Origin of the sequence: Celerinatantimonas yamalensis (assembly GCF_046054155.1) — a bacterium.
GTDB classification, from domain to species: Bacteria; Pseudomonadota; Gammaproteobacteria; order Enterobacterales; family Celerinatantimonadaceae; genus Celerinatantimonas; species Celerinatantimonas yamalensis.
Genome location: NZ_JBEQCT010000014.1, coordinates 1 through 26,283 on the forward strand (window position 1 = coordinate 1; position 26,283 = coordinate 26,283).

Consider the following 26,283-nt stretch of genomic DNA (forward strand, 5'->3'; position numbering starts at 1 on the left):
TAACAAACGGCTCAAGAGGGATTGCCAACGCGTGGCGGCTTTGGTGCAAAATTGAAGTTCAGCGTTTACAGTGTGTTTTTTGAGCTCGGCGGTGCGTTGTCAACCCCTTAGCCGGGCGTTAGTTGCATTAAAGAGGGTAAATGGAATACATAAAGTCAACTCAATCAGATGGAAACAAATTAGCTGAAATTAGAGCGGCTGCTATGAAACCGAGCCTAGAGGCTATAAGACGATTTGATGAAAATCGAGTCAGAAGCAGGTTTCTAGAGTCGTTTGTTCCAGATGAAACCTTTAAAATTGTATATGATAATGAAGTCGTAGGGTTTTATGTGGTGCGAGACAAGGGCGACCATATTTATTTAGATCACCTATACGTCGAGCCAAGCTTTCAGAACATGAAAATCGGTAAGAGTGTCATTGATAAGGTAAAGAAAGATGCAACCCAACGCGGGCTCCCCGTACGGTTAGGGGCTCTAAGAGGTAGCAAATCAAATGACTTTTATAAACAAAATGGCTTTATTAAAACTAATGAAGATGAGTTTGATCTTTACTATGAGTATCGTGGCGGCAACTAACAATCAATTATTGTTCAAGCCCGCTAAAGACTTGCTTCGCAAGCGGGCTTCGGACTCGTTAACACTCGCCGCAAAATAAGGGCGTTATGTAACAAGGAAGGTTCAGTGGAAAAAATATTTTCAGATCGTTTAGTGATGTCTCCGATATCAGAAGATGATTGGCCTCTATTTCACACACTTCAGACCGATCCAGAGGTCATTTCACTTTGCTTCGATGAACCGACTTTGTTGGAAATTCAGTCTAAATTTCGTTCTAAGCTTGAACCATGGACACCAGATTCTAGCCATTGGTACTGTTTGGTTGTTTCGGAATTAGAAACTGGTATCAAAGTAGGCATAACGGGTTATTGCATCCAGAATGGAACAGCTGAAGTTGGTTTTATGTTTTTACCTAGTTTCCACGGTCGAGGTTATGGAACTGAATCATTACGAGCTTTAGTCGAATATTCCCGAAAACATTTTTGCCTAAAAAGTTTTTCGGCTGTGGTTACTGAAGGTAATCTTGGTTCGGAAAAAGTGTTAATCAAAAGTGGATTCACATTACATAGTGTTATTCCTGATGCATATGGAATTGGTGGTCAAATGTATGCTGATCACATATACATGATGGAAAATATTGTTACATAACAAACGCTTCAAGAGGGACAGCCAACGCGTGGCATTTTTATAATGCGTTGGTTTTCAGTGATTACGGTGTTATGCGGAAAGTTGGTAGTAGCGTTGGCTGCTCCTTAAGCGGGCGTTATGTGTTTTCACCCACAGGCCATGGAAGGAGTTCTGATGACTGATCATTTCGGTTCTTGTCTATGCGGCACCGTGAGTTTTGAGGTAAAAGGTGATTTCGACAGCTTTTACCTGTGCCATTGTCAGCATTGCCAAAAAGATACAGGTTCGGCTCATGCGGCAAATCTATTCTCGTGTTCAGCTAAATTAGTCTGGCTGTCAGGTGCAGATGCTGTGACTTCCTTTACGCTCCCTGGCACTCGTCATAACAAAAGCTTTTGTAAGTTGTGTGGTTCAGCATTGCCAAACACTCAGATCGCAGGCTTGCTCGTCGTTCCCGCAGGGTGTTTGGACACTGAGATCACGATGTTGCCAACTGCGCATATCTTTTCATCCAGCAAAGCTGTTTGGGATGAGGGGTTAGGAGAGGTGCCAAAGTTCGAGGGACTTCCAGGTTGAGCTACCATCACATAACCAGTGGCTGTTGTCGGACGCACCTACGCTGCGCTCCGGTAAGCCGCAAAGCCAGGCGTTAAGTACCCAAATGGACAGCAAATTTTTGTCGTATAAGAAAATCTCAATTGATGAACTTCCTCATTTATTTGGAATTATGAAGAATTCCCAATACATGAGGTATAGCGTGGATTTAAATACCTATGAGAAGTGTTTACGGTATGTTCGGAATTTTTCGTCGCAATGGGACACTCTTGGCTATGGGTGTTGGTCAATTACTGAAAAGTCTACCGGAAGCATTATCGGCTGGGGCGGTATAGTCATAGATGAAGACGATCCTAAATGGGGGCCTGAATTGGTCTACTATATCGCCCCAGAAAAAAGCGGATGTGGGTATGCAAGTGAGCTAGCAGAGTTTTCAATGAACTATGCAGCGACAGTCATTGGACTAAATAAAGTAGTCGCTTTCGCCCATCCCGAGAATATTGCATCAAATAGAATATTAGTAAAGGTTGGCTTCAAGCCAGTGCGCTATCTAAAAGCCATGAACAGAAACTACTTCGAGTTCAGTCTAGATACTTAACAAACCGTCGCAAGGGACTCGTAAACTCGCCCGCGAACAGGGGCGTTAAGGTGTTTATGAATATCGAGACTCTGATAATTGAACTAGAAAAGTCGCTACTTACTTTTGAAGTAAGGCACTCTGAAACTGAGCTAAGAAAAAGAATAGCACCGGATTTTAAGGAAATTGGGGCTTCGGGTGCTTATTTCGGTCTAGAAAACATCTTAGAACGTTTGCCTACGGAACAAACTTGGAGCGCTATAGTACAAGACTTTGAGTTCACGCAGCATAGTGATGATATCTGTCAACTGATTTTCAAAGCCTTTATTAAAGGTAATGATGCAGACGAAGGAACATATTCTCTTCGTAGTAGTCTTTGGCAAAGGTTTGGTGATGAGTGGAAAGTTATTTTTCACCAAGGAACAAAGGTGGAGCCTTTTGAGCTTTCACCTTAACAAATGCAGGCAGTCGACGCGAAAAAGCCCGCGCAACTGCTCCAAACGTTACGTGTAGGAAATATGGAATTTGTAAAATCTGAAAATTTTGAAGGAGCAATATCTGCCATTAAAGAAGCTATGGCTTTCGATTATGAAAAGCTCGGGCTTGAATGGGATGATGCAAAGAAACTCGTTCAATATCAGAAGTGCTCGCTTTGGAATATTTCGGTAGAAGGTGAAGTTGTAGGCTTTAATATGGTTTATGAGCACTCTGGTGTTTTTTACTTGGCTGAACTACACATTGGTTCCTGTTACAGAGGTAAAGGTTTTGGTACTGAGGCTTTAAGAAAAATAAAGTCAGTAGCCTCGATGCAAGGTTATTCTGAAGTTCGAGTTGGTGCTTTTAAAGAAGGCAGAGCGCTTAAACTCTACGAGAGAAACGGCTTTGTAAGAGAAAAAGAAACGGAATTAACCTACGAACTAGTGGCAAACACGTAACAAACCGTAGCAGTTCATGCCCGCTAAAACCGCTCCGCGGCGGGCATTGGACGCGATTTCGCTGGCGCTACATTGCGCCACTGTACAGCGGCGTTATGTACTTTCAAAAATCATTAAATCTATCAGTAACTAAAATTCACTCCAATTCAGTTTTACTAAGTGATAAGTTGTATTCATAGGATTCAATTAGGGCGCTATATATCATGGAAAAATCTTCAAATAACTACTGGGAAAACAGGGGTTATCTACAATTTTTAATCTTTAATGGTTTTATATGTTTTTCTATTCCGGTATTTATTCTAGATAATATCTATAACTATTTTTTTCACTCAGCAGAACTGTCTCCTGCGTATTTATTCAAAAGTCTGGCTAGTTGGTTGTTAGTTGGTTTCATTTTTGGTTCATTAAAATGGTTCAGGAGAAAATATCAACAAAGTAAGTTAAGTCGGTAGAACGCACATAACAAAACGTTATATGCATAGAGGTATCTGATGATAACCATTGTTGATTCTCTGCTCAGTGATATTCATCTTGAAACATACCGGCAATGGATATCCGAAGAGTGGGGCCAAGATCATTCTTTTGAATCATTGGATAGGTTCAAACCTTTACCCTCACCCCTACTTGCTATGGTTGGTGAACGTTTGGCTGGCGGCATTTCGTTTACCTGGCATATTGCGCCAGACTATCCAAAGGTGGCATTGTGGATTAACACGGTTTATGTAGAGCCAGCGTTTCGCGGCAAAGGAATCGCAAGAACACTGATCGCTGCTGCTGATGAACATGCTCGAACGGTAACTGAAGAAGAAACGCTTCTCGTGTATACCAATGTCCCTCAGTTGTATGAAGAGAATGAATGGGTACCGACTAGGCAAGAAGGTGAAATGTGGGTACTGCGCAAGGAACTATGAGAACTGCATATAACAAGTACATAAAGTACTCTCCCTTCGGTCGCCGAATGCAGCCTATGGCGGCACCGCTTATAAATGGCCGTTAGCTGAATGTAAGGAAGCTTTAATGTCAGTGGAAGAAGTTGTAAGAGGTTTTATCGACCAAGTCCGTTCTGGGAAACGCCCTGAATTGTCTGCTCAATATTTAGCACCCGTTGTCATAGCTCATCAAATTGTGTCCGGAGTGTCGGAAACAATAGAAAGAACTCCGGAAAATTATCGTTTACATGTAGAAGAATTTCTCGAGGCTTATGGAAGTTATGAACTTTTCATTGAAGAGTTTCTAGTCCAAGGCGAAAAGGTGTATGTGCGTTGGCGTCAAGAAGGTCGACATGTAGGAAGAATCTTGGGTTATGAGCCAACAGGTTTAAAGCTTTCGACAGTAGGAAGCGCTGTTTATCGAGTTAATGAAAACAAAATAGTCGAATACTGGATTCAGCAGGAAAATCAGGGTTTACGTAATCAACTCGCAGCAAACCTTGAGCAATTCAGCTAACAAACGCCTCAAGAGGGACTGTCAACGCGCGGCGTTTCCAGTCCCATTGAGCCGAAGTGGTTACGGTTGTTGTGTTTGGGTTTTGTGGTCATGCGTTGTCAGCCCCTTTGGCGGGCGTTAGGTTCTAAGATGAATCCAAGGCTGTATATAAACACAGTTGTTTCATGATATTATCAATGGCTAAAAATTAATGACTGAGTAGTAACATGAAAGAGTTTAAACTTGATAATAATGTGATTCTTAGGTATCAGGACTTTCCTGGAGATGATGTTCCAATTGTATTTATTCACGGACTTGGTTGCGCCTCATCATTTGACTATCCACAAGTGGCATCAATGAGAAGCTTATCTGATCATAGACGTATTCTCGTTGACTTGATCGGGTCTGGTTACAGTGATAAACCAGAGACATTTGATTACACGATAGCCAATCATGCTAACTGCATAGAAAAATTACTAGATCATTTACATATCGACAATGTTGTAATTTATGGTCACAGCATGGGGGGCGCAATATCTATCGTGTTAGCTAATCTTATAAAAAATAGAGTGAATGCCCTTATTTTAAGTGAAGCTAATCTTGATGCCGGTGGCGGTTTTTTTAGTAAAAAAATTGCAAGTTTTACTGAAAATGATTTTAAAAATTTCGGATATGCGAATCTTATTAAAGAGAGTGTAGCAAGTGGTAATACTGAATGGGCTGCTGGATTATCAAATAGTTCACCAATTGCGATTCACAGAAATGCGATATCTTTGATAAATGGTCAAGTGCCAAGCTGGAGACAATTATATTATTCGCTTGGTACAGCTAAAACATATATTTTTGGAAGTCATAGTCTTCCGGATTCAGACTATGATGAATTGAATAAAAATCATATTAATGTAGTTGTGGTATCAAACGCCGGACACTCGATGGCATGGGAGAATCCGAAAGAGTTAGCCTCAGTCATAGCGAGTTCGATTTAAACAAACCTAACAAATCGCATCAATTGACAAAAATACATGGCGCTACATTTTGGGTACCAAAATTCGTGACATGTATTTTTGAAACTGTGCTCAGCGTTATGTTTTTAAGGAGGTTCAGTGCCAAAAATAATTATTCGACACAGTGAAGTAAATGATATTCCAGCTATCAAAAATATTTATGAGGGTGAGCTTGCTTTTGGCGGAACATTACAGCTTCCGTTCCCTTCTCTGCAAAAATGGGAATCTCGATTAAGTAATCTTCCTAGTGGTTCATACAGTTTCGTTGCTGAATTTGACGGTGAAATAATTGGCCAACTGGGTTTTGATGCTTACCAAAACCCGAGACGAAAACATGTTGGTAGTTTTGGTATGGCAGTTAAAGATAACCATCAAGGTAAAGGTGTTGGTAGTCAGTTATTAGGCGCTGCGATAGAGTTATCTGATAATTGGTTAAACCTAAATCGTCTTGAGATAGAAGTTTACACGGATAATAAAGCCGCAATTAAACTGTATAAAAAATATGGTTTTCAAATTGAAGGTGAATCGGTTAATTTTGCTTTTCGAAATGGAAAGTTTGTTAATGTATACCATATGGCACGTGTAATCAAAACATAACAAGAGGCTATGGCGTCAGAGTTAATTTTTGGCGCTGTTTGCATCCCACATGCAACCATCTCTTAGCATTGAATTTAGGATGACGACCATCTTTCTTACGCAGGCAATAATGGCTACTTTTTTGGGTTTTCCTGCGGCTAAAAGTCGCTGATAGGTCTCTTTAAATACAGGGTTGCATTGCGGGCATCATAGCCATGTATAAAACGGTCCTTACTTGCATTCGCCCACCTTTGATCATTCTCTTCCCTTTAAAGCGACCACTCTCGTGCGTAATTGGTGCGACACCGATTAATGACGTGGTTTAATTGATACGACTAACCCAGTTAAGACATAATTGATTTAACTGGAGATTCAAATGAACACACGTAAATCCTATTGAAAAGAATTCAAGCTTGATGCCATTGCACTGGTAAGAGAGCAAAATTACAGTATTGCTGAAGCGCTAGAAATTTAGAGGTCACACCTCAGCTACTCGGCCGCTGGATAAAAGAAGCAGAAAATGATGAGGGTCATGCATTTCGAGGCAATGGCAAGCTGACACCTGAGCAGGAAGAGATCCGAAAGCTAAAAGCACAAGTAAAGCGCTTAGAAATGGAGCGTGAAATACTAAAAAAAGCGGTCTTCTTTGCCAAAGAAACGAAGTAAAATACGCGTTTATTGCCCAAAATAAGAAGATCTGGCCGGTGATATTAATGTGTCACGTGTTGATACAGAGCATCAAGAGATGTTGCAGTGGGTGAAGAATATTGCCGAGTTTAGCGATAACACCTATGGACAAAGACGCATTCAAAAGGCATTGAATTCACTTGATTACTCTGTTGGGCGTAGGAAAACAGCGCAACTGATGAAAGAAGCAAACGTTTGGGTGCGCTATTAAAAGAAGTCTCTTGACGAACTTAACTAGGGTGACCGAATTCAGTTGACCAGGTCAGATGATCTTGCCGCCATTGCTTGCCAGAAAGCATCATGAAGAGCCGCTTCGCCAGTCATTGATACATTCCCATAGCGGTCGCTTCGCGTCCCTCTTAACAAAGCAAAATCAACCCCTATGTTTGGGTAGTGGAGATATTGTTTACCCAGAACTTCCGCCTCTTCTATAAAGACATGACGATTTAGCATTTAACCTCCCTCCGTCTAAGGGCGGGTCGATAAAAGTGCCGAGCCCTACTCGACTTAATAAGCCGGTAGCACCTTCAGCCATACTCCTAAATAAATGGCTCACGACACCCATTGGCCAATTATGTACTTCAATCTCTCCGTCGATGGCCATTTTTGCTAGGCTTGGGCAGAATCCCCAAAACCCACCAATAGCTCTTGACACTAATCCTGGTAAAGCCAATTTATCCTGACCTTTGCCCGCTTTGTTGCCACCGCCAGATGCAAAGAGTAAGGTTAGATTCTGTGGTTTTTGCTCTGACAGGTATCGGTCGGCAATCGCATCTGATAGTGCGTCAGGGAATCCACAGCAACCAAAGCCACCGGGGATAACAACTGCATTGTTGTGAATCTTTGACGCCGCTTCCAGAGAACTAATAACTTGCATCGTTATTACCCTTCTTTTTCCCAAAACCATGCCAGTAAACAGGCCATCCGTCTTTTACGCCAAAGTTGTTAATAATAGAGGCGATAACAACAAGTAGTGTGCTTCCCACTAAAACGGGAGTGAATAAGAAGCTCAGTCCAACAACAGATTTACCTGCAAGAATAATCACAATTGGGTTAGCTCCAGCGGGTGGATGAACTACACGCAGAAATTGCATCGCCATGATGGATACCCCGACCGCCATAGACATAATGATGTATGAGTCACCCAGTCCATATAGGGCAGCCAAGCCGACCGATGCGGAAATCAAGTGTCCACCAATAACATTTCTTGGTTGAGCGAGAGGTGACGTTGGCGCGGCAAATAAAATAACGCATGTGGCGCCAAATGGAGCCATTAACCAAGGCACTCCTGAGTACTGACCAAGAAGGCACAAACATAAAATTCCTAGCGTTCCCCCAATCAAGCCTTTTGATAGTTGAAGAAGTGATGGGTGTCGCGGAAGTGGTCCGCCACCTTTTAGTTTGTTCATAATTAATTCCTTAATAAAAAATGATATCAATGAAATTTGTGTTACATTAAATGGTACAAGTCTGTACCATTCGAGAATAATGTTACAGATCTGTACACGTTATGCAACTGTTTTATTTTAAAGTTTGGAAATGTATTTATGGGCACCAAAGAACACATATTAGATACCGCTGAATATTTATTTAATGTGAATGGGTACACTGCCGTTGGGGTCGACCTTATTCGCGACACAGCGGGAGTCTCGAAAACGTCTATGTACCGTTATTTCGGTTCAAAAAATAAACTTATACTAGCAGTGCTTGCTAGAAGACATTTACGCTTCGAAGAAACGTTGGGCAGTGCTGTTAAACCTGAAATGAGCATGGAAGAAAAATTGGATGTATTCGTTGACTGGCACTTTAATTGGTTCGGCACTGAGGATTTTCACGGCTGCATGTTTATGCATGCTATGTCGGAATTCAAAGAATCTGATGGCGCTATTGCGGATTCAGCCTATACGCATAAAAAGTGGCTTAAAAGTCTCATAAAAAATATTATTTTGGATAATACTGATTTTGGTGGAAAGCAAGCTGAGGCAAAATCGGAAGCCATAATGACATTTGTAGAAGGCATGATTGTCCGAGCTGAATTTGACGATATCACACCGTATAGACCTGTTTTTCGGTTAGCGATTCGATCACTATCCAAAACACGTTTCTAAAAGAGTGCAATAGTCGTTTTATTGGCTAGTGGCACACACTATATTGGATTAGCCCTATCAAAGCTTGAAGTGCATGCGGAGACCCTTACCCAACTATTGGGACAGGAGGAAGTAAAGTGCCGGGAAGATTATCCAGTCATCTTTGTAAAAGGCGACACGGTTTCTTTAGTATTGTGTAGTGGCATAGTGAATTTGGCCACCTGAATAGAGGTGTTAAACTTACACCTCGCACACATAACAGGTGACATTATGAACAAGCGAACCAGACGAACATTCAGCCCTGAATTTAAACTCGAAGCAGCTCTTTTAGTTGTTGAACAAGGTTATTCCGTTGTTGATGCAGCGCAAGCTATGGGCGTAGGTCAATCCACTATGGACAAGTGGGTTCGACAACTTCGACAAGAGCGTAATGGCATTACACCCAAGGCTTCACCGATGACACCCGAACAAATTGAAATCAGAGGGCTTAAAAAGAAAATTGCTCGCCTTGAAGAGCATAATGAAATCTTAAAAAAGGCTACCGCTCTGGTGATGTCGGACGCACTGAACAATGCTCGATAATCGAGAAACTAAGCCAGTGCTATAGCATACAAACATTGTGCAAAGCCTTTGCGCTACACCGAAGTAGTTTTCGTTATAAAAAACCAGACAAGATATCAGTCTGAATTAACCTTAAATTAAGTTTGTAGTCGCTTCTGATAGATGGTATCTACATATCGAGGGGTTCTCGCTGACAATGCAGCGCATCAATAGTAATGATACTGCCCTTTACATGAATAACATCAATCAGTTGGCGCACAACATTGATCTCACCATTTTTAGTCGCTGTCGGCTTCTGGCTTAAAACGAGACCACGCTCAGTGTCATAAGCGGTCACCAGCTGTAACGCTGTTTTGCTGTCATTTCGGTACGAGCCACGTAGGACTTTTCCATCAAATGCGATGACAGGCTTATTTTGGCTAGTTCTTTGTTCGTTAATCCAACAAGCAAGCGCTTCAAGTAACGCCTCAGCAACGACTGAACGCAGGATGCGTGCGATGGTATGTCGACGTGGAATACCATTTTCAAATGGACGATACTTTCTCAACCAGTCGAGTTTTTCTTCGCCATATAGTTCAATATCTTGCCAACCTTCACACCCCGATGCGATGGCGCTGATAACGAGGAACATGACGTCGACAAGGTCATGTTTTTGATTAATGTCTGAGCGAGTATCTTTGACTACGGATAGATGTTCTATTAGGTTCAAAATGGCTGAATGAATGAGGGCTTTCCGATATTAGATCATATTCGCTAACAAAGTTCGATCCCCCCCTGTAAGGCAGTATGAGACTGTGAGAAAATATAGTCATTAAAAAACACTTTGCATCATTCAAATCAAACATATATCTATACTTCTCTTCATGAATTACTCAGTTAAAGATCTTTAAGCAATAATTTAAGATGTTTCATAAACTCTATTTGATAAATCGTCCAACATAAGATTAAAATTATCAACACGCATCACTTGGTCGACACATGAAGATAGGGTTTTCTCATGAGAAATAACAATCATAATATTAGGATTGATTACACTTCTTATATTATTAAATATATCAATACACATTTTTTCATCTAGATTAGATAATCCCTCATCAATAATTAGAACTCCACCACTTTCTATACCAAGAAGAAAACGAGCTAATATTAACCGTTTTGTTTCACCGTATGAAAGCACTCTTCCACCATCACCAATTGGAGTGTCCAATCCATTTTCTAAATTTTTAGAAACCTGTGTCAGACAGACTAAATCCAATACCCTTTGAATATCTTCATACGAAAATTTATTTCTGAATCCAGTGATGTTATCTTTAAATGATGCTGAAAATATATGACTATCCTGAGGAACAAGAACCAAATATCGATAACGAGATTTTAGTGAAAAAGCATGTGAATATTCATTATTAATAAGAAGATTACCTTTAAAAAAATTATTCTCACTAGCTAATATTTCCGCTAACGAAGATTTTCCTATACCACTTGGTCCAGAAATAAGGTAGGTTTTTCCTTTTAAAAAAGATGCATTCACATGCTCAAATATCTTATGTTGCCTGCCAAAAGTCAGTGAAATATCATTCAAAGAAACTTTTGTAACTTCAGTAATATTTTTTTTGTTAGAAGATGGCTCTATATCGAGTATTTTCTCACTTGAGGTATCATCAACAATATCGAGGTAACGTTTTGCATAAGCTTCAACTTCTTTCAGTTTAATTGACACTTTAAATATATCTGATAGTGGATTACGAAGATAGGATAACAGCATAATAAATGCAGAGAAATCACCAATAGATAATTTCCCAGAAAGTGTCATTTTCGTCCCCCAAAAAACACAAATAATTAGTGATGCTGAAAATATAACTCCAGAACTAATTATTTCTATTGAATTTAAAACTCTTAGATTCATATCTTCTTTTCTAAAACGAAGAGATAAAATTTTCAGTCGTCTTAAAACATTTGATTTAATACCAAGCTTCTTAATTGTTTTAAATAGATATAAGGATTCATATGAAGCTGAAGACATTCCAGACTGAGTCAATGCAGAATATTTAGCTCTTATTTTAGCATGCTCAGAAATAAAAATATTGACAATAAACAACACTGGTATGGTCATTAATGATATTATAGTTAATTTCAAGCTGATTGTTATCATAACTATAGGAATAGAAAGTAGAAAGCAACAACTCGAAAACAACATATTGATAATACTTATCACTTGTTTTCTAGCTGAGCTAGCATCTCTTAATCTTGAAAGAAGATCAGGAACTTTGTGTTTTTTTAAAAACGAAATATCTTTATTAAGAATACCATCAATGTAATCTAATCGAATATCAAAAGATATACGATGCTGCAGAGAGTTATTAATGTAAAGGGAAAGAGAAGACAATATAGGAATAGAAAGATAACAACATAAAAGCGAAGTCATGATTAATGACAACTCATCTGAATTCTTCTTAAGAAGAACATGATCAAACAGATAAGAAATTAATAATGGTCCTGGTATATACATGAACACCAAGATAATATTGATAGCTAATAATAGACTCAAACCACGATAGTATGGTTTAAGTGTTAGAAAGAAGCGCATTACCGGATTTGAAAGAAACTTTTTATAATACATACCGATTCCTATAATTTCTGCCACATAATGTGGCAGAAATAATAACGACATTAAAGTCCACAAGGACAGGGGCCGCATGGACAAGGGCCCGGGCCAAACATACCGATACCCGCATCAACTTTATTAATATATTTTTTATCACTTTCACCTACAGATAGAGATATATTCTCCATAGATAAGTCAAGATCCCCGGATAAAATACTCATATTATCCATTTTTTCCTCCAGTTTTTAAGATAGATAATTTAAAGCCAAAGCATTAAATACTGACTTTTCAACTAGACAATTCGTTGTGGAAGACATCACGTCTCCATGCTCTCTATATGCATCAGCAACACACCCGCCAGCACAAAATGCTTCTATGTCACACCCCTGGCAACTAGGGATATTACCTGTGTACGGGTCACCGAGTGAGCAAACAACTATATCGAAAGTGCCTTCAGAATACGGGATTTCCCTAACGGTGCTACATATGGAATTATCAGTGTCTTCAGCTTCTGAAACCATGGAATGTGAAAGCTCAACTGAGACGTAATTGAACCTCATAAGGTTAAAGCTATTTCTAAACCAGCCTTTTCCAGGTCCAATTTCTAATATTTTTGTTGAGTCGCGCTGATTTGACAGGAAAGCTGAGATATAGTATTCGGTTAGTTTATGAAAATCTGCCGTTGTTTTTCTTCTATCTTCTGTGAACTCTTTCGCAACCCTTGAGTAGCCGTAACGATTAACTTTATCGACCAATTGAGGCTCGGGAAAAGTGTTCTTGAATATAACTCGTGCTTTCAATGAACGTTCTGGATACTTAGCTGCGGACGGTAAATCTGAGAAATGTTCCATATTTACTACAATATCTACTTGATCAGATCCAAACTCATTAAAAAAACTCTCTGTCGGATTTATTACGGTTTGGGTCTCTGCCCGCTGAGCCATCGGGCTTTACTAGTACTTTAATTATCGATTCAAAGATGCCTTCGAATTTATGAAAATTTGAAGGATGAATTTCCTTGATAGGAATCTTGTTTTCGCTATTAAGGCTGAAGATGCTATCCGCGGATATGCCATAATATTGGCCATAAACTTCATCTAAATTGATTAAGCCCCCAGAAAGATAGGCCTCTTTTATTTCTGCCTTACGCTTAAAAAAATATTCTTCATTACTTTCAGAATGTCGCTTTGTAGTGGCAGTAACGGAAACTGCTCCCGAATATCGGTAACTGAATCGGAAAACTCAGCTAAATAGAAAAAGCATGTCTCTTGCTCAGATAAGGTATGGTGAGTCCGTCCCGATTTTATTCCGTCAATCTTACCGCTGTGCCCATGAGACTTAACATCCTGAACTCTTATCCAAGGAGTGTAATTGACTCCTGCCCCTAAACCATATTTTTGTTTTAAAGCCCGCTTAAAATCAGCGAGCTTTTCAAGTTTTCTTCGTCCGGCCACAACATATACTCTCCTCAATTCGATAAAGTGCATTATAGCCTAGTGTACAAGCTTTATTATCCCAAATCGCACTTGTGTACAAACTTTATTGTTCCAAAACATCACTAAACAGCTTGTCCTGCCGCCCAGCCACAGCTCCACGCCCACTGAAAGTTATACCCACCCAGCCAGCCGGTCACATCCACCACTTCACCAATAAAATACATGCCGGGCACTTTTTTACTTTCCATGGTTTTCGAAGAAAGCTCGTCGGTATCTACACCGCCAAGGGTGACTTCTGCGGTGCGATAGCCCTCGTTGCCATTGGGTTTAATCAACCACTCACTGAGCATCAAGGCCAACTGCTGGCGCTGCTCACTCGGTAACTGGCCAATAGCGGTCGTCGCGTCCTTAAAGTCGGCTAAAAAAACCTCAACAAAGCGTTTGGGCAGCTGTTCATTCAATAGATTTTTACAGCTCACACGCGCGCGCTCACGGGCACTCGCTTTAAGCCACTCGTGGCTATCTAGATCTGGCAGTAGGTTGATACGCAAGGCTTGGCCGGGCCACCAGTAATTAGAGATTTGCAGCATGGCCGGCCCAGAGAGACCCCGGTGGGTAAAAAGTAGATTTTCTCGAAACTGATGCCCTGACTCGCTGCTGACAAGGCAGTCTAAACTTACCCCAGCAAGCGGCTCGAAGCGGCTTTTATCATGCGCATGCAAGGTGAAAGGGACTAATCCCGCTCGCGTGGGATAAACGTTTAAACCAAATTGTTCAGCCAGTTTCAGGCCAAAAGGTGTTGCTCCAAGTTTTGGCATCGACAATCCACCGGTTGCCACCACCAGCGAGTCACACTCAAGTGGTCCTTGGCTCGTGGTGAGCACAAAGCCCAGATCAGTAGTGCTCACCGCTAAGATCTCGGTGCGTAGTTGCAAAGTCGCACCGGCGTATTGTAATTCCGTCAGTAGAATATCGAGTAAATCTTGGGCGCTCTCATCGCAAAACAGTTGGCCGAGGGTTTTCTCGTGAAAACTCAACCCATGGCGCTCAACCAGTTCGATAAAGTCTTGGGCGCGGTAGCGGGTTAAAGCCGATTTAACAAAATGGGGGTTATGGCACAGATAAGCCTGTGGTTGGGCATTGATATTGGTAAAGTTGCAACGACCACCACCAGAGATGAGGATTTTACGGCCCGCTTTTTTGGCATTATCAACAAGCAATACGCGCCGACCTCGGTAAGCTGCCTGCGCAGCGCACATTAACCCTGCTGCGCCAGCACCTATGACCACTACATCCCAATGCTGCATTGCTTGACTCCCCATCTGCCCTATCGTTGCATGTATTCGCTAAAATCGCGCCATCATAACGATTTTAAAACAAAAGCCAAAGAAAAACGGGAGGAGCTTTCGCCTCTCCCGTCTTTGGTCGGTCAACAAAGGTCAGATGTTATCTCTTTCCATTACCACGCTATCCCTGCGCGATATAATTAATTTAGTCTGCCCCCTCGCGGAGTGCAAGCCACGCGGCAGGTTTTGTCCGAGAAATTAGAGCTAAGTCACTCTATTTGAGAAATTTTGTTCGCTCAGCGTAGATAGATATCAAAGCGATGATTTTTCGTCTTTAACTCTGCTTGTGGCTTCTCTTTATTGAGCGGCTCAGCAAAGCTTGGCCGCTTCACAACAATCCGTTTAGCGTTCGTTGCTCGCGCGGCTTCCAGTAACCCATCGGCATCATGGTCATCACCCACCAACAGTTGAAATAGGCGCATCTCTTTTTTTACTTGCGCTGATTTTTTCTTATGTGGATACATCGGGTCTAAGTACACGGCATCAACGCCTTCGCCAATATCCGCCAATGCTTGTAAGCTGCTGGCATAGTGCAAGCTAAGCCGCTGGTCTATCCACGTCGATAACTCTGCATTTAAACGCGCTCTGGCTAACCCATCGCTGAGCATGGCTGCCACCGCGGCGCTGCGCTCAACCATGCGGACCTGGCAGCCTAGTGAAGCAACCACAAACGCATCTCGGCCAAGCCCAGCGGTGGCATCTAACACCACTGGACGTTGCCCTTTTTTGATTCCCAGCGCCTTGGTGACAGCTTCTGCGCCGCCATATTTACGCCGGTAATCACTGCGACCATGCACAAAATCCACACAGATCCCATTCAGCTTAGGTTCATCGGCATAATAAAGACTCAGCCCCTGGAGGGTATACTCTAAATAAAGGCCTTGCTCTGGGCGATGGCGACTCAAGGGCAGATCAAAAGTGCTCGCTAATTGCTGGGCGCTCGTTTGTAACAGTGATTCTTGACAAAACAGTGGGATCACACGCACTCCTGATGTTAAAAATTACTCGAAAGTGTAATCGCTCTGGGCATTTTCAACAACACCTCAAAGGCGCAAGTAAATGATTTGAAATGAAGCGAAGCCTGTTACCATAAGCCATGATGAATGGCGTTTGGCAGGAGCAACTTTACCATGGCAAAACTCGATGTACTGATCGTCGGCGCAGGTTTTTACGGCGCGGTGTGTGCCCAGCAACTCCATGCGCGCGGCTATCGCGTGGCGGTGATTGAAAAACGCGCTCATATTGCGGGCAATGCCTATACCGAGTCAAAAGATAACATCATGCTGCATTGCTACGGTGCCCACATCTTCCACACCAGTAACGCCAAAGTTTGGGATTATGTGAATCAATTTGGCGAGTTCAATCGCTTCACCAACAGCCCACTGGCCAATTACCAAGGCCACCTTTATAACCTGCCGTTCAACATGAATACCTTCTACCAGCTGTGGGGCGTCACCACCCCAGAGCAAGCTCTACACAAGCTGAACCAACAGCGCGCTGAGATGGCAGGCATTGAGCCACAAAATTTAGAGCAACAAGCCATCGCCCTTGTCGGCCGAGATATCTATGAACGGTTAATCAAAGGCTATAGTGAAAAGCAGTGGGGCCGCCCCGCAAGCGAGCTCCCGGCATTTATTATTCGCCGTCTACCGCTGCGCTTAACCTTTGATAACAACTATTTTACGGACCGCTTTCAAGGGATCCCCATCCACGGTTACACTGCATTAGTCAGCAATATTCTCGCCGATATCGAGGTCACTCTTAATTGTGACTACTTGGCTGAAAAATCCCATTATGATGCGATGGCGCACCAAGTGATCTACACCGGTCCCATTGATGCCTATTTTGCCTATTGCTATGGTGCCCTTGAGTATCGCTCCTTGAAATTTGAGACCCAGTGTTTTGAGCAAGCCAACGTGCAAGGTAATGCTGTCATTAACTATACAGAACAAAGCATTCCGTACACCCGCAGCATTGAACATAAACATTTTGCCCCCGTTGAGAGCCCAGTCAGCTATGTCAGTTATGAATATCCTGTGCCGTGGCAGATGGGGGATGAACCCTACTACCCGATCAACGATAGCGTAAATAATGCACTCTATCAGCGCTATCGACAACTCGCGACAACCTGCCCTAACGTGCACTTTGGCGGCCGCCTTGGGCAATATCGCTATTACGATATGCATCAAGTCATATCTGCTGCGCTCACCTTTTGCCAGCAATTTAATCTGTGATGAGAGGGTATTTTCTCCGAGAGATAAATTGCTATTGATGAACACGAGCTTTAAAATTTGCCTAAACCTTTTATAACAGGATCTATCTAGATGATTATAGTTACCGGCGGAGCTGGTTTTATCGGCTCAAATATTGTCAAAGCGCTCAACGATGCAGGGCACGAAGATATTATCGTGGTCGATGATCTGCAAGATGGCACTAAGTTTGTCAACTTAGTCGATCTGAAAATCGCTGATTATCTAGATAAAGACGACTTTATTGCGCGTATCGTCTCAGGCGAAGACTTTGGCTCGATTGAAGCCATATTTCACGAAGGTGCATGCTCATCCACCACCGAGTGGGATGGCAAATTTATGATGGAAAACAACTACGAGTATTCCAAAGAGCTACTGCACTACTGCCTAGATCGAGACATTCCCTTTTTGTACGCCTCATCTGCAGCGACCTATGGCGATACCGACACCTTTATCGAAGACCCACAGTATGAAGGCCCACTGAATGTCTACGGTTACTCAAAGCTGCAATTTGATAACTACGTCCGCCGTTTGCTACCATCGATTCGCTCGCAAGTGGTTGGTTTTCGTTACTTTAACGTCTATGGCCCGCGCGAGCAGCATAAAGGCTCAATGGCAAGCGTTGCCTTTCATCTCAACACGCAAATCAATAAAGGTGAAAACCCCAAATTATTTGAAGGTATTGACGGCTACCCAAATGGCGGCCAAAAACGTGATTTTGTCTACGTCAGTGATGTCTGTCAGGTCAATTTATGGTTTTGGGAACACCCTGAACAGTCCGGCATTTTCAATTTAGGAACAGGTCGCGCCGAACCATTCCAAGCCGTTGGGGAAGCGGTCGTCGCTTTTCATCAAAAAGGTCGCATCGAGTACATCCCTTTCCCCGATCATCTAAAGGGTCGTTATCAAAGTTTTACTCAAGCCAATATCGACAAACTACGCGCTGCCGGTTATGACAAACCATTTAAAACCGTCGCTGAAGGCGTCGGCGATTATATGGCTTGGCTTAATCACGCGTAATAGCATAGCTGGCCGGGCAGGTGCTCGGCCAAGTAGGCGGCAGCAGTCGCCGCATTCGTCACAGGATCGATCCCCTATGAAAATACTTGTCATCGGCCCCTCTTGGGTAGGCGATATGGTGATGTCGCACAGTCTTTATCAAGCCTTGAGTGCTCGTTACCCTGACGCTCAAATCGATGTTATGGCGCCCGATTGGTGTCGGCCGCTATTAGAGCGGATGCCAGAAGTGAACCAAGCGCTGCGAATGCCGCTCGGACACGGCGAGTTTAAGCTATCAACCCGCTGGCGATTAGGCCGACTGCTCAAAGGACGCTATGATCATGCGTTTATTTTACCTAATTCATTAAAATCGGCGTTGGTTCCTTTTTTTGCGGGAATTTCCAAACGTACTGGTTGGAAAGGTGAAAGCCGTTATGGCTTGCTCAATGACCTGCGTGCCAATAAGCATGATTTTACGCGAATGGTGGACCGTTATGTGGCGCTGGCTTATCCCAAAGAGCAGATGCGCAGTGAACGTGACTTACCTAATCTGCCCAAGCCTTATTTGCGAGTGACTCGAACCGCCCAGTTAGAGGCGCTTCACACCTTGCAACTGACTGAGCAGCGCCCCATTTTAGCGCTGTGTCCGGGCGCCGAGTTTGGCCCAGCCAAGCGCTGGCCAGAAGCTCAGTATGCGAGCGTCGCCGCCTTTTGGATTGAGCAACGTCAAGGCCAAGTCTGGATTTTTGGCTCAGCCAAAGATCAACCCGTCGGTGAGCAAATCCGCTCAAAATTGGCGCCGGCCCAACAATCACATTGTCATCTGTTAACTGGGCAAACCTCGCTTGGGCAAGCGATTGAGCTGATGAGTTTAAGTAGCGCAGTGGTTTGTAATGACTCAGGACTGATGCATATCGCCGCCGCTTTAAACCGGCCAATTGTAGCCGTGTATGGCTCCACATCCACCCAATACACGCCGCCGCTCAGCGATCAAGTCGCCGTATTACACACCAATATTGGTTGTCGCCCGTGCTTTAAACGCACCTGTCCATTGGGCCATTTAAAATGTTTAACTGAGCTACCCGCCAGCGATGCGATCAATGCGTTAGATAACCTACTACCGACCCTACTCGAGGTGCAAGAAGCGTAATGAAGCAGTTATTGGTTAGGCTTGCCTATAATCTACTGCTGCTGCCCGGGCTTATCTTTGCCTGTTATCGCTTGTATTGGCCCAAAGCGGGTAAGCAGCCCTTTGGGCGGCGCTGGCGAGAGCATTTTGGCATTAGTCGTGCGGTCAAATCGCCTGAAATTTGGTTGCATGCCGTATCGGTTGGGGAGGTCATTGGCTGTGTAGCATTGGTCAAAGCCCTCAAAGCGCGCCATCCCGATTGGCAAATACTGCTCACCACCACGACGGCAACGGGGGCTCAAGAGGTGCACAAACGGCTAGGCGATCAGGTCGTACACCGTTATGCCCCTTTTGATTGTTGGCCCTGTATTTGGCTCTTTTTACAACGTCATCATCCCCAGCAACTGTGGATTATGGAAACTGAGCTATGGCTGAATTGGCTTAGTTTATGCCGCAAACGCCAGATCCCTGTCAAACTCATTAACGCGCGCCTATCTGCGCGCAGCACCCAGCGTTATCAACAATTTGCTACGTTTGCGCAGTTGCTCTTTACTCGCTTAAGCTGGATCGGGGCCCAATATCCGACTGATGCCCAAAACTTTATTGCTGTGGGCGCCGCGCCTGAAATTGTCGAAGTAACTGGCTCTATCAAATACGATTTGCATCTCGACCCAGCGCGCATTCAAGCGGCCCGCTCCCAGCGTTATCAGCTATTTGGCCAGCGTCCGGTGGTCATTGCCGCCAGCACGCATGCTGGGGAAGATCAAATCATGTTAGATATTGCCGCTAAGCTTCGCGTCAGCCAGCCAGCATTATTACTGATTTTAGTGCCTCGTCATCCCGAACGTTTTACCGAAGTTGGCGAATTGCTCGGTGCGCAGGTGCGCTGGGTGAGCCGCAGCGACAAAACGAGTATCCCTGCCAATACACAGGTCTATCTGGGCGATACGATGGGTGAGCTGATGGATCTGTTTGCAATGAGTGATGTCGCGATCATGGGCGGCTCATTTGCAGGCATCGGCGGGCATAACTATTTAGAACCCGCCGCCTTAGGCGTACCTTGCGTGAGTGGCCCATCTGATTTTAACTTTGGCCAGATAAGCGCTCAACTGCAACAGACTGGCGCACTGTATCTGTCTGAGCAGCACGAACAACTGGTGAGTCAAATGGCCAAGTGGCTGAGCGATCCGCAGGCCTATCAGCAGGCGTCTGCTGGCGCTTTGAGCGCCGTGCAAGCCAACCAAGGCGCGACAGCGCGCTCACTAAATGCCCTGCTTACCTAAAGCAGGTGCAGAGCGCCTTATTGCTCACGGGGTTGTTCAAATAGATGGCGATCAAGGCCTTGTTCACAGCGAATAATGCCAGATACTTTAGCGTGCTGATAAATCCGGTCATTTTCAGCCAATTGAGAGCGATCACTTTCTGAGTGATAAAGGTGATAACCCGCCCCTAAAAATTTCAAGTAGTAACGTGATAACCCCGCATTAAGTAGGCGGATCACCAGTTCACTATCTTCTCGGCCCCACCCCACAAAACCTTCGTTATAGCCATTGACGCGTAATAAATCAGCGCGCCAGAACGACATATTACAACCGCGAGTAGCGCCATCATGATTACGTACTTTTGAAAAAATCCGAGAAAGGCTTTGGCTGCGCAGGATATTTTTGCGATTCCGCAGTCCTTTCGCAAACATTTGCGGGTATTGAAATTGCTCAATAATTGCTTTTGACAGCGTAGCCGGCAGTAACACGCGTCCACCTTGGATAAATTGTCCTGCCTTAGCAATTTGACAATGATCCGCGATAAAATGCACAGGGAGTTGGATATCACCATCGACGATAATAATGTAATCGCCGCAGCTTTTAGCGATGGCTTGATTACGACTTTGCGCCAAGCGAAAGCCTTTATCTTCTTGCCAGGAATGGATCAGCGGTACCGGGAAATCTTTAGCAAATTGTCGAATCATCTCAGCGGTGTCATCCCGCGAGCCATCATCAGCGATGATCACTTCATCTGGCAAGCGAACCTGCAAGCGGACACTTTGCAGCACAACGGCTAACGCTTCTTTCCAGTTATAGGTGGTAATAATCAGCGATACGTTCATTCTTTATTGCCGTAATTCTCGCGTAACCAGAGATCAATATATTTTACAAAGGTGGAATGCATACTCAACCACGCGACAATAAACCCATGGCGCCCATCCAAAAAGCCACGATTGATAATGTACATCTTGAAAAAACAAGCCAGCGCATGCACTAGCGCGGTACACAAGCCCGATTTGCGTTTGCCTTCGCGTTCATCAGTCCAAGATTTTAGATAACCAGTCGTTTTGCGGATATAGTGATGTAGATCTTGATAGGTATCGTGCAGTAGACGACCTTTTCGAATTTTTTTGAGCTGACAACCTTTCGGTATAACGACACTTTCATGCACCAACGCATCGCTATACTGGGTGAGCGATCGAGGGTACAACCGCGCCACCCAATCAGGGCTCCAGCCCGAGTGATCGATATATTTACCAAACGCTTTGGTACGCCGATTTACTTGATACACGTTGCTGTTATTAGGCTCGGCAAGCTCAGTCAGAATCGCATCACGCAGCTCCGGTGTCACCCATTCATCAGCATCAATCACAAATACCCAATCGCTCGTCATGTAAGATTGAGCCAGCTGGCGTTGTTTGCCAAATCCGGGCCATTGCGGGTGCTCATACACTTTATCGGTGAATTCTCGTGCAATACGACATGTTTCATCTTCGCTACCCGAATCCACCACCACAATTTCATCACACCAATCACACACGGATAACAAGCAACGACGTAGGTATTGCTGCTCATTTTTGGTGATGAGTAAAACCCCTATACTCAAAAACAACGCTCCAATTTATCAATTTAATTATGAGTCGATTCATCGTGTCCGAATGCCATTCGGACGAAGGGATTATTATGGCTGGATTCAACGCTACATTCCATACATAACGACAAATAGCGCTCTATCACCGCCATGGCAATGGTATTTTCCAGTGCAGGGTTTTGAAATTGTTGGACATAGCGATTGGCATTGCGGCAGATTTGTTCGGCCTCATCGGGGTGTGAAAGGTAGTAGTCCATTTTTTCTTCAAGATCAGCATAATCATCACGGATGCAAACATAATGCACGCCCGGCTCTAAACGACCTTCCATAAACCATGTCTCAAATTTTGGCTTAGGCATCACCGCTAACGAGTTCGATGACATGATCCACTTCAGATTTGAAGCAACATCATTGCCTTCTAAGGAGAGAATAAACTTATAGTGCAGTTGATCTAAAATAGTCATGCGAGGTTTTTGAAAATGTAAATTCTTACAGCGGTTAGTTTGACCAATATTACAACGCGAGTGGTTGAAATATTGCTCAAAAAAGCGAATCCGCTGGGGTTGATGAACGCCGCCACGCCAGACTAATTGATTGTGCTTTTGACTAAACGCAATCTCATCTTGCACCCGAACGAAATGTCTCACTTTGTTTAAATTTAATAGGATAGAGGCTTTATTTAGCTCATGAATTGGCCGACTTTTGACAAACGATGGCATATCGGGCACGTCGCGCACATCACCAAATTGATAACAAAATTTAGCCTGTGGAAAAAGCCGCATATACCGATAAAGATCGAAAAAATAGGGGCATTTAGCGATCTGCCTAAATTCGTTCAGATCAACGGCCGACTGCGAGAGCGAAAAGGGGCGCTGCCAGCGATGATAATAATTGATCCGCTGGCGAATTGTCTCAATGTTATGCGCATCAACAGGTTGGTAACTCAGTAACCGCCGATAAATGACATTGGGAAGCCAGAACCCAAGATAATTACTTAAATAGTAATAGAATTTGCTGTTTTTTGACCGATCCATCCGCGCCATAGGTTTCCACATAGCTAATATCCATACCATCCATTGTACTCATAAGTATAGACAATCATTATGGGTAAAACGTTCAATTTTTTCTATGGCAGTTTAATGAATTCTGTCGTCATTGGAGCATCCCCCGATAGCCCTGCACCAGCAGCAGCCAATCACTTTTAAGCCAGTACCAGTGCGGCAGTTGTTGACGCTCTTTTTCCAGCGAACGATATAATCGGTCCAAATTAGCTTGTTGCCATTTGAGTGCAGGCTTGCGAATGCGGCTCTTATCTAAATCAATAATCCAAACTTTTTCATCGGCGTCGAGCATAATATTGTGGATGTTGAGATCGCTATGATCGACCCCCGCCTCATGAAACAGACGAATTGTCGCCCCTACTTTGGCCCATATAGCGCTTGAGAGGCGCTGATGCATTAACAGCTGCGAGAGATCTTGCGCTTGCTCGATACGTTGGGTGATGAGATCGGCCCGATAAAATAGTCCATCACGCACCAATTGAGCCGCAACAGGAACTGGCGCGGGCAAATTCATCTGCTGCAGCCGGCTGAGCAACTCAAATTCCTGCCAGCAACGGCTTAAAGCCTTTCCTAGATACAAATAATGATCGCGGCTGACAAGCTGACCCATCAAACCGCCGCGGCAATAGTGACGCAATACGAACTGTCGCTCAAGGTATTGAAAAAAGACCACTTGGCCGCGGCCATTAGCCTGTCCGACCACCGCATGTTGGCGGTGCCAGTAGCTTGGCTCGAAAAATTCGCTGGTACAATGACGCCAAATATTGCCATTAAACCAAATCCAGTTTGGTTTTTCAGATTGCTTAATGATATTCATCGAATTATTAATTAATTACAGTCGCGAAGATTTTACATTGCCGACGCGGATTTGCATAATGCATTACACTGATAGCTTTTGACACTCATTATGCAGCCTACAATATCAACACCCACGACTATTTGCATTATTCGCCTATCTGCCATTGGTGATGTATGCAATGCGGCGACGCTCATCAACCGCATCCGGATGCAATGGCACGATGCCAACATCACTTGGATTTGCGGTCCAGCCGAAGCGCAATTGCTAAAATTGATCCCTAATATCACGATTGTCTGCTTTGACAAAAAAGCGGGCTTAAATAGTTATCGTCAAGTGTATAAAGCGCTGCACGGCCGGCAATTCGAACTATTACTGCACCTGCAAGCCTCGCTGCGGGCAAGCTTGCTCTCGGTTGGCATCAAAGCTCGTCGCCGCATTGGCTATCATCGCAGCCGCGCTTACGAGCTGCAATGGTTATTCACCCGTGAAAAGACGGACCGGCCCAAAGGGTTGCACGTGGTTGACAACTATCAAGCATTTGCCGACTATCTGCAATGTCCAGCCGCCCCAGTGAGTTGGCCATTTGTGATCCCCGAGAGCGCTCAAACGCAAGCCGCAGAAAAACTCAAAGTCTTTGATCGACCATTTATTGTCATCTGTCCTGCCGCCAGTAAAGCCTATAAAAACTGGTCCATTCAAGGCTACGCCGCAGTGATTCAGGCATTGCAAGCTCAGCACTACCCCATCGTATTAGTCGGCGGACCAGCACCCATCGAGCTGCAAGTCGCTCAGCAGATCCAAACCCAATTGTCACAACCCGTGCTTAATTGGGTCGGGCAAACGTCGTTAGCCGAGTTAATGGTCATTTTGGCTCAAGCCAAACTACTCATCACCCCCGATACTGGGCCAGCACATATGGCAAGCGCCATGCACACGCCTGTTGTCGGCTTGTATGCCCATCATAACCCGCTACGCGTGGGCCCCTACGGCTCTATCACACTGGCCGTCAACCATTGGCCCGAGCTCATTGAAAAACAAACGGGCAAGCCCCCCGAACAACTGCCTTGGCGTTCACGAGTCAAAGATAAGCACGCCATGCTCACTATCATGCCTGACGAAGTCTTACTTAAGGTGCAAGAGGCGCTGTCAATTGATGAAACCACTGCCGAATGCGAACCGCTGAATCAGTCATATTAATCAGCGAGATATCCTCTTGCGTTAAGCGCCCCGCTGGCGGAGAAAACATCAAACAGCGATTGTCTCGTGCCAGAGGATGGCGCAAAAAATCGCCCCCAAGAGGCAATGGCGCAAATCCCACACAGGGAACATTCAATGCACCAGCTAACCATAACATCGGTCCTTGCTCAGCGATGAGCAAATCCGTTTGGCTGACCAATTGAGCCAATCGAGGCCAATCTGCATCGAGTTCTTCAACGCGGCAGTCGATCGCTTGCTCGCTCAATAGCTGGGCAAGATACTGGCAGTAGGGCAATTCATTATTTGCAGCACATAAGACAAATTCACATTGGTCGGCAACCAAATTAAGGCTACTCAACAATTGTTGATATTGGTCAGCACTCAAATGATCGGGCTGTTCTAGCCCTGAATGAATAATCACACAGTACTTCTGTCGAAACGACGATTGCGCTCGCGGCAATACGTGCAGGTAAGGGCTTTGGACTGCTTGTGATGAGCAACGAATATGCTGTAAATAATCGTCCACCACCTGATCGTAAGCTTGGCGTAACAACCAGGGCTGAGACAGTCGACCAATCGCCTCACCGTCCCAAAAGCGTCGAGTGCCAAGACCCGGCGAAAATCGCTTCGATCCTAACCGCCAGCCCAACCAACGATGCCGGCTTCTCGGAGAAAGACACAAGTAACCTTGATAATCACGCTGTTTTAAGGCTTGATAACGTAATCGAGGTGAAGAAAATGCGAATTCATCAATCACGGGTAGCTTGTCAGGAAGAAGCTCTAAAAAAGAGAGGCTTTCATGACCCGCTAATAACTCAATTTGTATATTCGGTAGTGAATGAATCAAACGAACTAATGCAGGCAGAGCTAACAATCCCTCGCTTGCGATATCACTGATGGCGACTAAAACCCGTGAACCTACAGCCACATTGATAACTCCTTGAAGATGTTAATATGATTGTGACGAATTAATCAGACTGACTCAAGTCATTCCACCACTTTAACCAAGTCGGTATAATGACCC

28 protein-coding genes and 5 pseudogenes are annotated in these 26,283 nt (G+C 44.1%); 18 read left to right on the forward strand and 15 right to left on the reverse strand.

The annotated features are described in order from the left end of the window. Nucleotides 1-140 precede the first annotated feature (140 nt). The 10 genes from ABUE30_RS18145 to ABUE30_RS18190 all read left to right on the forward strand — a co-directional run bounded on the left by ABUE30_RS18145 (nucleotide 141) and on the right by ABUE30_RS18190 (nucleotide 6,274). Entirely contained in the window at nucleotides 141-575 is a 435-nt protein-coding gene (locus tag ABUE30_RS18145; RefSeq protein ID WP_408625257.1) for a GNAT family N-acetyltransferase, read from the forward strand. Between the two features lie 135 nt (nucleotides 576-710). Continuing rightward, the gene (locus tag ABUE30_RS18150; protein WP_408625314.1) at nucleotides 711-1,202 is read left to right on the forward strand and encodes a GNAT family N-acetyltransferase; all 492 of its coding nucleotides are present in this window, start codon (nucleotides 711-713) and stop codon (nucleotides 1,200-1,202) included. Between the two features lie 153 nt (nucleotides 1,203-1,355). Next, nucleotides 1,356-1,757 (forward strand): GFA family protein, encoded by a 402-nt coding sequence (locus ABUE30_RS18155; protein WP_408625258.1) that lies wholly within the window; start codon nucleotides 1,356-1,358, stop codon nucleotides 1,755-1,757. Nucleotides 1,758-1,842: 85 nt separating this feature from the next. Further along, nucleotides 1,843-2,334 carry a GNAT family N-acetyltransferase gene (locus tag ABUE30_RS18160; RefSeq protein ID WP_408625259.1) on the forward strand — a complete coding sequence of 164 codons (492 nt, stop codon included), beginning with the start codon at nucleotides 1,843-1,845 and terminating at the stop codon, nucleotides 2,332-2,334. 56 nt (nucleotides 2,335-2,390) lie between these two features. Beyond that, a complete protein-coding gene (locus ABUE30_RS18165) occupies nucleotides 2,391-2,768 on the forward strand; it encodes a nuclear transport factor 2 family protein (RefSeq protein ID WP_408625260.1) in 378 nt (125 codons plus the stop codon). 63 nt (nucleotides 2,769-2,831) lie between these two features. Next, nucleotides 2,832-3,248, forward strand: coding sequence for a GNAT family N-acetyltransferase (locus ABUE30_RS18170; RefSeq protein ID WP_408625261.1), 417 nt, complete (start codon nucleotides 2,832-2,834; stop codon nucleotides 3,246-3,248). A 491-nt stretch (nucleotides 3,249-3,739) separates the two neighbouring features. Then, nucleotides 3,740-4,159, forward strand: coding sequence for a GNAT family N-acetyltransferase (locus ABUE30_RS18175; RefSeq protein ID WP_408625262.1), 420 nt, complete (start codon nucleotides 3,740-3,742; stop codon nucleotides 4,157-4,159). 106 nt (nucleotides 4,160-4,265) lie between these two features. Continuing rightward, nucleotides 4,266-4,694: an ester cyclase gene (locus ABUE30_RS18180; protein ID WP_408625263.1), complete on the forward strand. Its 429-nt coding sequence runs from the start codon at nucleotides 4,266-4,268 to the stop codon at nucleotides 4,692-4,694. Nucleotides 4,695-4,900: 206 nt separating this feature from the next. Further along, nucleotides 4,901-5,659, forward strand: a complete 759-nt coding sequence (locus ABUE30_RS18185) for an alpha/beta fold hydrolase (RefSeq protein ID WP_408625264.1) — start codon at nucleotides 4,901-4,903, stop codon at nucleotides 5,657-5,659. Between the two features lie 117 nt (nucleotides 5,660-5,776). Further along, the gene (locus ABUE30_RS18190; RefSeq protein WP_408625265.1) at nucleotides 5,777-6,274 is read left to right on the forward strand and encodes a GNAT family N-acetyltransferase; all 498 of its coding nucleotides are present in this window, start codon (nucleotides 5,777-5,779) and stop codon (nucleotides 6,272-6,274) included. Nucleotides 6,275-6,295: 21 nt separating this feature from the next. Here ABUE30_RS18190 and ABUE30_RS18195 read toward each other — a convergent pair. Then, nucleotides 6,296-6,569: pseudogene (locus ABUE30_RS18195) on the reverse strand (transposase); the annotation flags it as partial. Nucleotides 6,570-6,674: 105 nt separating this feature from the next. On the opposite strand from ABUE30_RS18195, the pseudogene ABUE30_RS18200 reads away from it, so the two are divergent. After that, nucleotides 6,675-7,148, forward strand: a pseudogene (locus ABUE30_RS18200) (transposase); the annotation flags it as partial. Nucleotides 7,149-7,346: 198 nt separating this feature from the next. On the opposite strand, the gene ABUE30_RS18205 reads toward ABUE30_RS18200, so the two are convergent. Next, nucleotides 7,347-7,817, reverse strand: a complete 471-nt coding sequence (locus tag ABUE30_RS18205) for a CoA-transferase (RefSeq protein WP_408625266.1) — start codon at nucleotides 7,815-7,817, stop codon at nucleotides 7,347-7,349. After that, entirely contained in the window at nucleotides 7,804-8,352 is a 549-nt protein-coding gene (locus ABUE30_RS18210; RefSeq protein WP_408625315.1) for an HPP family protein, read from the reverse strand. The genes ABUE30_RS18205 and ABUE30_RS18210 overlap by 14 nt, the downstream gene beginning before the upstream one ends. Before the next feature lie 135 nt (nucleotides 8,353-8,487). Here ABUE30_RS18210 and ABUE30_RS18215 point away from each other — a divergent pair, with 135 nt between their 5' ends. Next, entirely contained in the window at nucleotides 8,488-9,048 is a 561-nt protein-coding gene (locus ABUE30_RS18215) for a TetR/AcrR family transcriptional regulator (protein WP_408625267.1), read from the forward strand. A gap of 249 nt (nucleotides 9,049-9,297) precedes the next feature. After that, nucleotides 9,298-9,698: pseudogene (locus ABUE30_RS18220) on the forward strand (transposase); the annotation flags it as partial. Between the two features lie 68 nt (nucleotides 9,699-9,766). Here the strand turns inward: ABUE30_RS18220 and ABUE30_RS18225 are convergent. From ABUE30_RS18225 to ABUE30_RS18255, 7 genes and pseudogenes are all read right to left on the reverse strand, one after another. Continuing rightward, nucleotides 9,767-10,297: pseudogene (locus tag ABUE30_RS18225) on the reverse strand (ISAs1 family transposase); the annotation flags it as partial. Between the two features lie 189 nt (nucleotides 10,298-10,486). Then, nucleotides 10,487-12,256 carry an ABC transporter transmembrane domain-containing protein gene (locus ABUE30_RS18230; RefSeq protein ID WP_408625268.1) on the reverse strand — a complete coding sequence of 590 codons (1,770 nt, stop codon included), beginning with the start codon at nucleotides 12,254-12,256 and terminating at the stop codon, nucleotides 10,487-10,489. Beyond that, on the reverse strand, nucleotides 12,256-12,420 hold the full coding sequence (locus tag ABUE30_RS18235) for a hypothetical protein (RefSeq protein ID WP_408625269.1): 165 nt from the start codon (nucleotides 12,418-12,420) through the stop codon (nucleotides 12,256-12,258). Before ABUE30_RS18235 ends, ABUE30_RS18230 begins: the two co-directional genes overlap by 1 nt. A gap of 15 nt (nucleotides 12,421-12,435) precedes the next feature. Beyond that, nucleotides 12,436-13,134: a methyltransferase domain-containing protein gene (locus ABUE30_RS18240; RefSeq protein ID WP_408625270.1), complete on the reverse strand. Its 699-nt coding sequence runs from the start codon at nucleotides 13,132-13,134 to the stop codon at nucleotides 12,436-12,438. Between the two features lie 219 nt (nucleotides 13,135-13,353). After that, a pseudogene (locus ABUE30_RS18245) lies at nucleotides 13,354-13,644 on the reverse strand (heteromeric transposase endonuclease subunit TnsA); the annotation flags it as partial. A 104-nt stretch (nucleotides 13,645-13,748) separates the two neighbouring features. Next, on the reverse strand, nucleotides 13,749-14,933 hold the full coding sequence (locus ABUE30_RS18250; RefSeq protein WP_408625271.1) for a BaiN/RdsA family NAD(P)/FAD-dependent oxidoreductase: 1,185 nt from the start codon (nucleotides 14,931-14,933) through the stop codon (nucleotides 13,749-13,751). Between the two features lie 275 nt (nucleotides 14,934-15,208). Beyond that, on the reverse strand, nucleotides 15,209-15,952 hold the full coding sequence (locus tag ABUE30_RS18255) for a class I SAM-dependent methyltransferase (RefSeq protein ID WP_408625272.1): 744 nt from the start codon (nucleotides 15,950-15,952) through the stop codon (nucleotides 15,209-15,211). Between the two features lie 150 nt (nucleotides 15,953-16,102). Between ABUE30_RS18255 and glf the strand changes: the two genes are divergently transcribed. The 4 genes from glf (at nucleotide 16,103) to waaA (ending at nucleotide 20,632) form a co-directional block, all read left to right on the forward strand. Then, nucleotides 16,103-17,206, forward strand: coding sequence for a UDP-galactopyranose mutase (glf, locus tag ABUE30_RS18260; RefSeq protein WP_408625273.1), 1,104 nt, complete (start codon nucleotides 16,103-16,105; stop codon nucleotides 17,204-17,206). Between the two features lie 90 nt (nucleotides 17,207-17,296). Next, the gene (gene rfaD / locus ABUE30_RS18265) at nucleotides 17,297-18,241 is read left to right on the forward strand and encodes an ADP-glyceromanno-heptose 6-epimerase (protein ID WP_408625274.1); all 945 of its coding nucleotides are present in this window, start codon (nucleotides 17,297-17,299) and stop codon (nucleotides 18,239-18,241) included. A 76-nt stretch (nucleotides 18,242-18,317) separates the two neighbouring features. Beyond that, nucleotides 18,318-19,370 (forward strand): lipopolysaccharide heptosyltransferase II, encoded by a 1,053-nt coding sequence (gene waaF, locus ABUE30_RS18270; RefSeq protein ID WP_408625275.1) that lies wholly within the window; start codon nucleotides 18,318-18,320, stop codon nucleotides 19,368-19,370. After that, nucleotides 19,370-20,632, forward strand: a complete 1,263-nt coding sequence (waaA, locus tag ABUE30_RS18275; RefSeq protein ID WP_408625276.1) for a lipid IV(A) 3-deoxy-D-manno-octulosonic acid transferase — start codon at nucleotides 19,370-19,372, stop codon at nucleotides 20,630-20,632. The genes waaF and waaA overlap by 1 nt, the downstream gene beginning before the upstream one ends. Before the next feature lie 17 nt (nucleotides 20,633-20,649). Here the strand turns inward: waaA and ABUE30_RS18280 are convergent, their stop codons facing one another. The 4 genes from ABUE30_RS18280 to ABUE30_RS18295 all read right to left on the reverse strand — a co-directional run bounded on the left by ABUE30_RS18280 (nucleotide 20,650) and on the right by ABUE30_RS18295 (nucleotide 24,080). Beyond that, nucleotides 20,650-21,453 carry a glycosyltransferase family 2 protein gene (locus ABUE30_RS18280; protein ID WP_408625277.1) on the reverse strand — a complete coding sequence of 268 codons (804 nt, stop codon included), beginning with the start codon at nucleotides 21,451-21,453 and terminating at the stop codon, nucleotides 20,650-20,652. Next, entirely contained in the window at nucleotides 21,450-22,217 is a 768-nt protein-coding gene (locus ABUE30_RS18285; RefSeq protein ID WP_408625278.1) for a glycosyltransferase family 2 protein, read from the reverse strand. Before ABUE30_RS18285 ends, ABUE30_RS18280 begins: the two co-directional genes overlap by 4 nt. A 23-nt stretch (nucleotides 22,218-22,240) precedes the next feature. Continuing rightward, nucleotides 22,241-23,257 carry a glycosyl transferase family 90 gene (locus ABUE30_RS18290; RefSeq protein WP_408625279.1) on the reverse strand — a complete coding sequence of 339 codons (1,017 nt, stop codon included), beginning with the start codon at nucleotides 23,255-23,257 and terminating at the stop codon, nucleotides 22,241-22,243. A 97-nt stretch (nucleotides 23,258-23,354) separates the two neighbouring features. Next, nucleotides 23,355-24,080, reverse strand: coding sequence for a 3-deoxy-D-manno-octulosonic acid kinase (locus tag ABUE30_RS18295; protein WP_408625280.1), 726 nt, complete (start codon nucleotides 24,078-24,080; stop codon nucleotides 23,355-23,357). Between the two features lie 90 nt (nucleotides 24,081-24,170). Between ABUE30_RS18295 and ABUE30_RS18300 the strand changes: the two genes are divergently transcribed. After that, a complete protein-coding gene (locus ABUE30_RS18300; RefSeq protein WP_408625281.1) occupies nucleotides 24,171-25,259 on the forward strand; it encodes a glycosyltransferase family 9 protein in 1,089 nt (362 codons plus the stop codon). Here the strand turns inward: ABUE30_RS18300 and ABUE30_RS18305 are convergent. Further along, on the reverse strand, nucleotides 25,189-26,187 hold the full coding sequence (locus ABUE30_RS18305; RefSeq protein WP_408625282.1) for a glycosyltransferase family 9 protein: 999 nt from the start codon (nucleotides 26,185-26,187) through the stop codon (nucleotides 25,189-25,191). The two genes, ABUE30_RS18300 and ABUE30_RS18305, sit on opposite strands and share 71 nt — an antisense overlap. Between the last annotated feature and the right edge of the window lie 96 nt (nucleotides 26,188-26,283).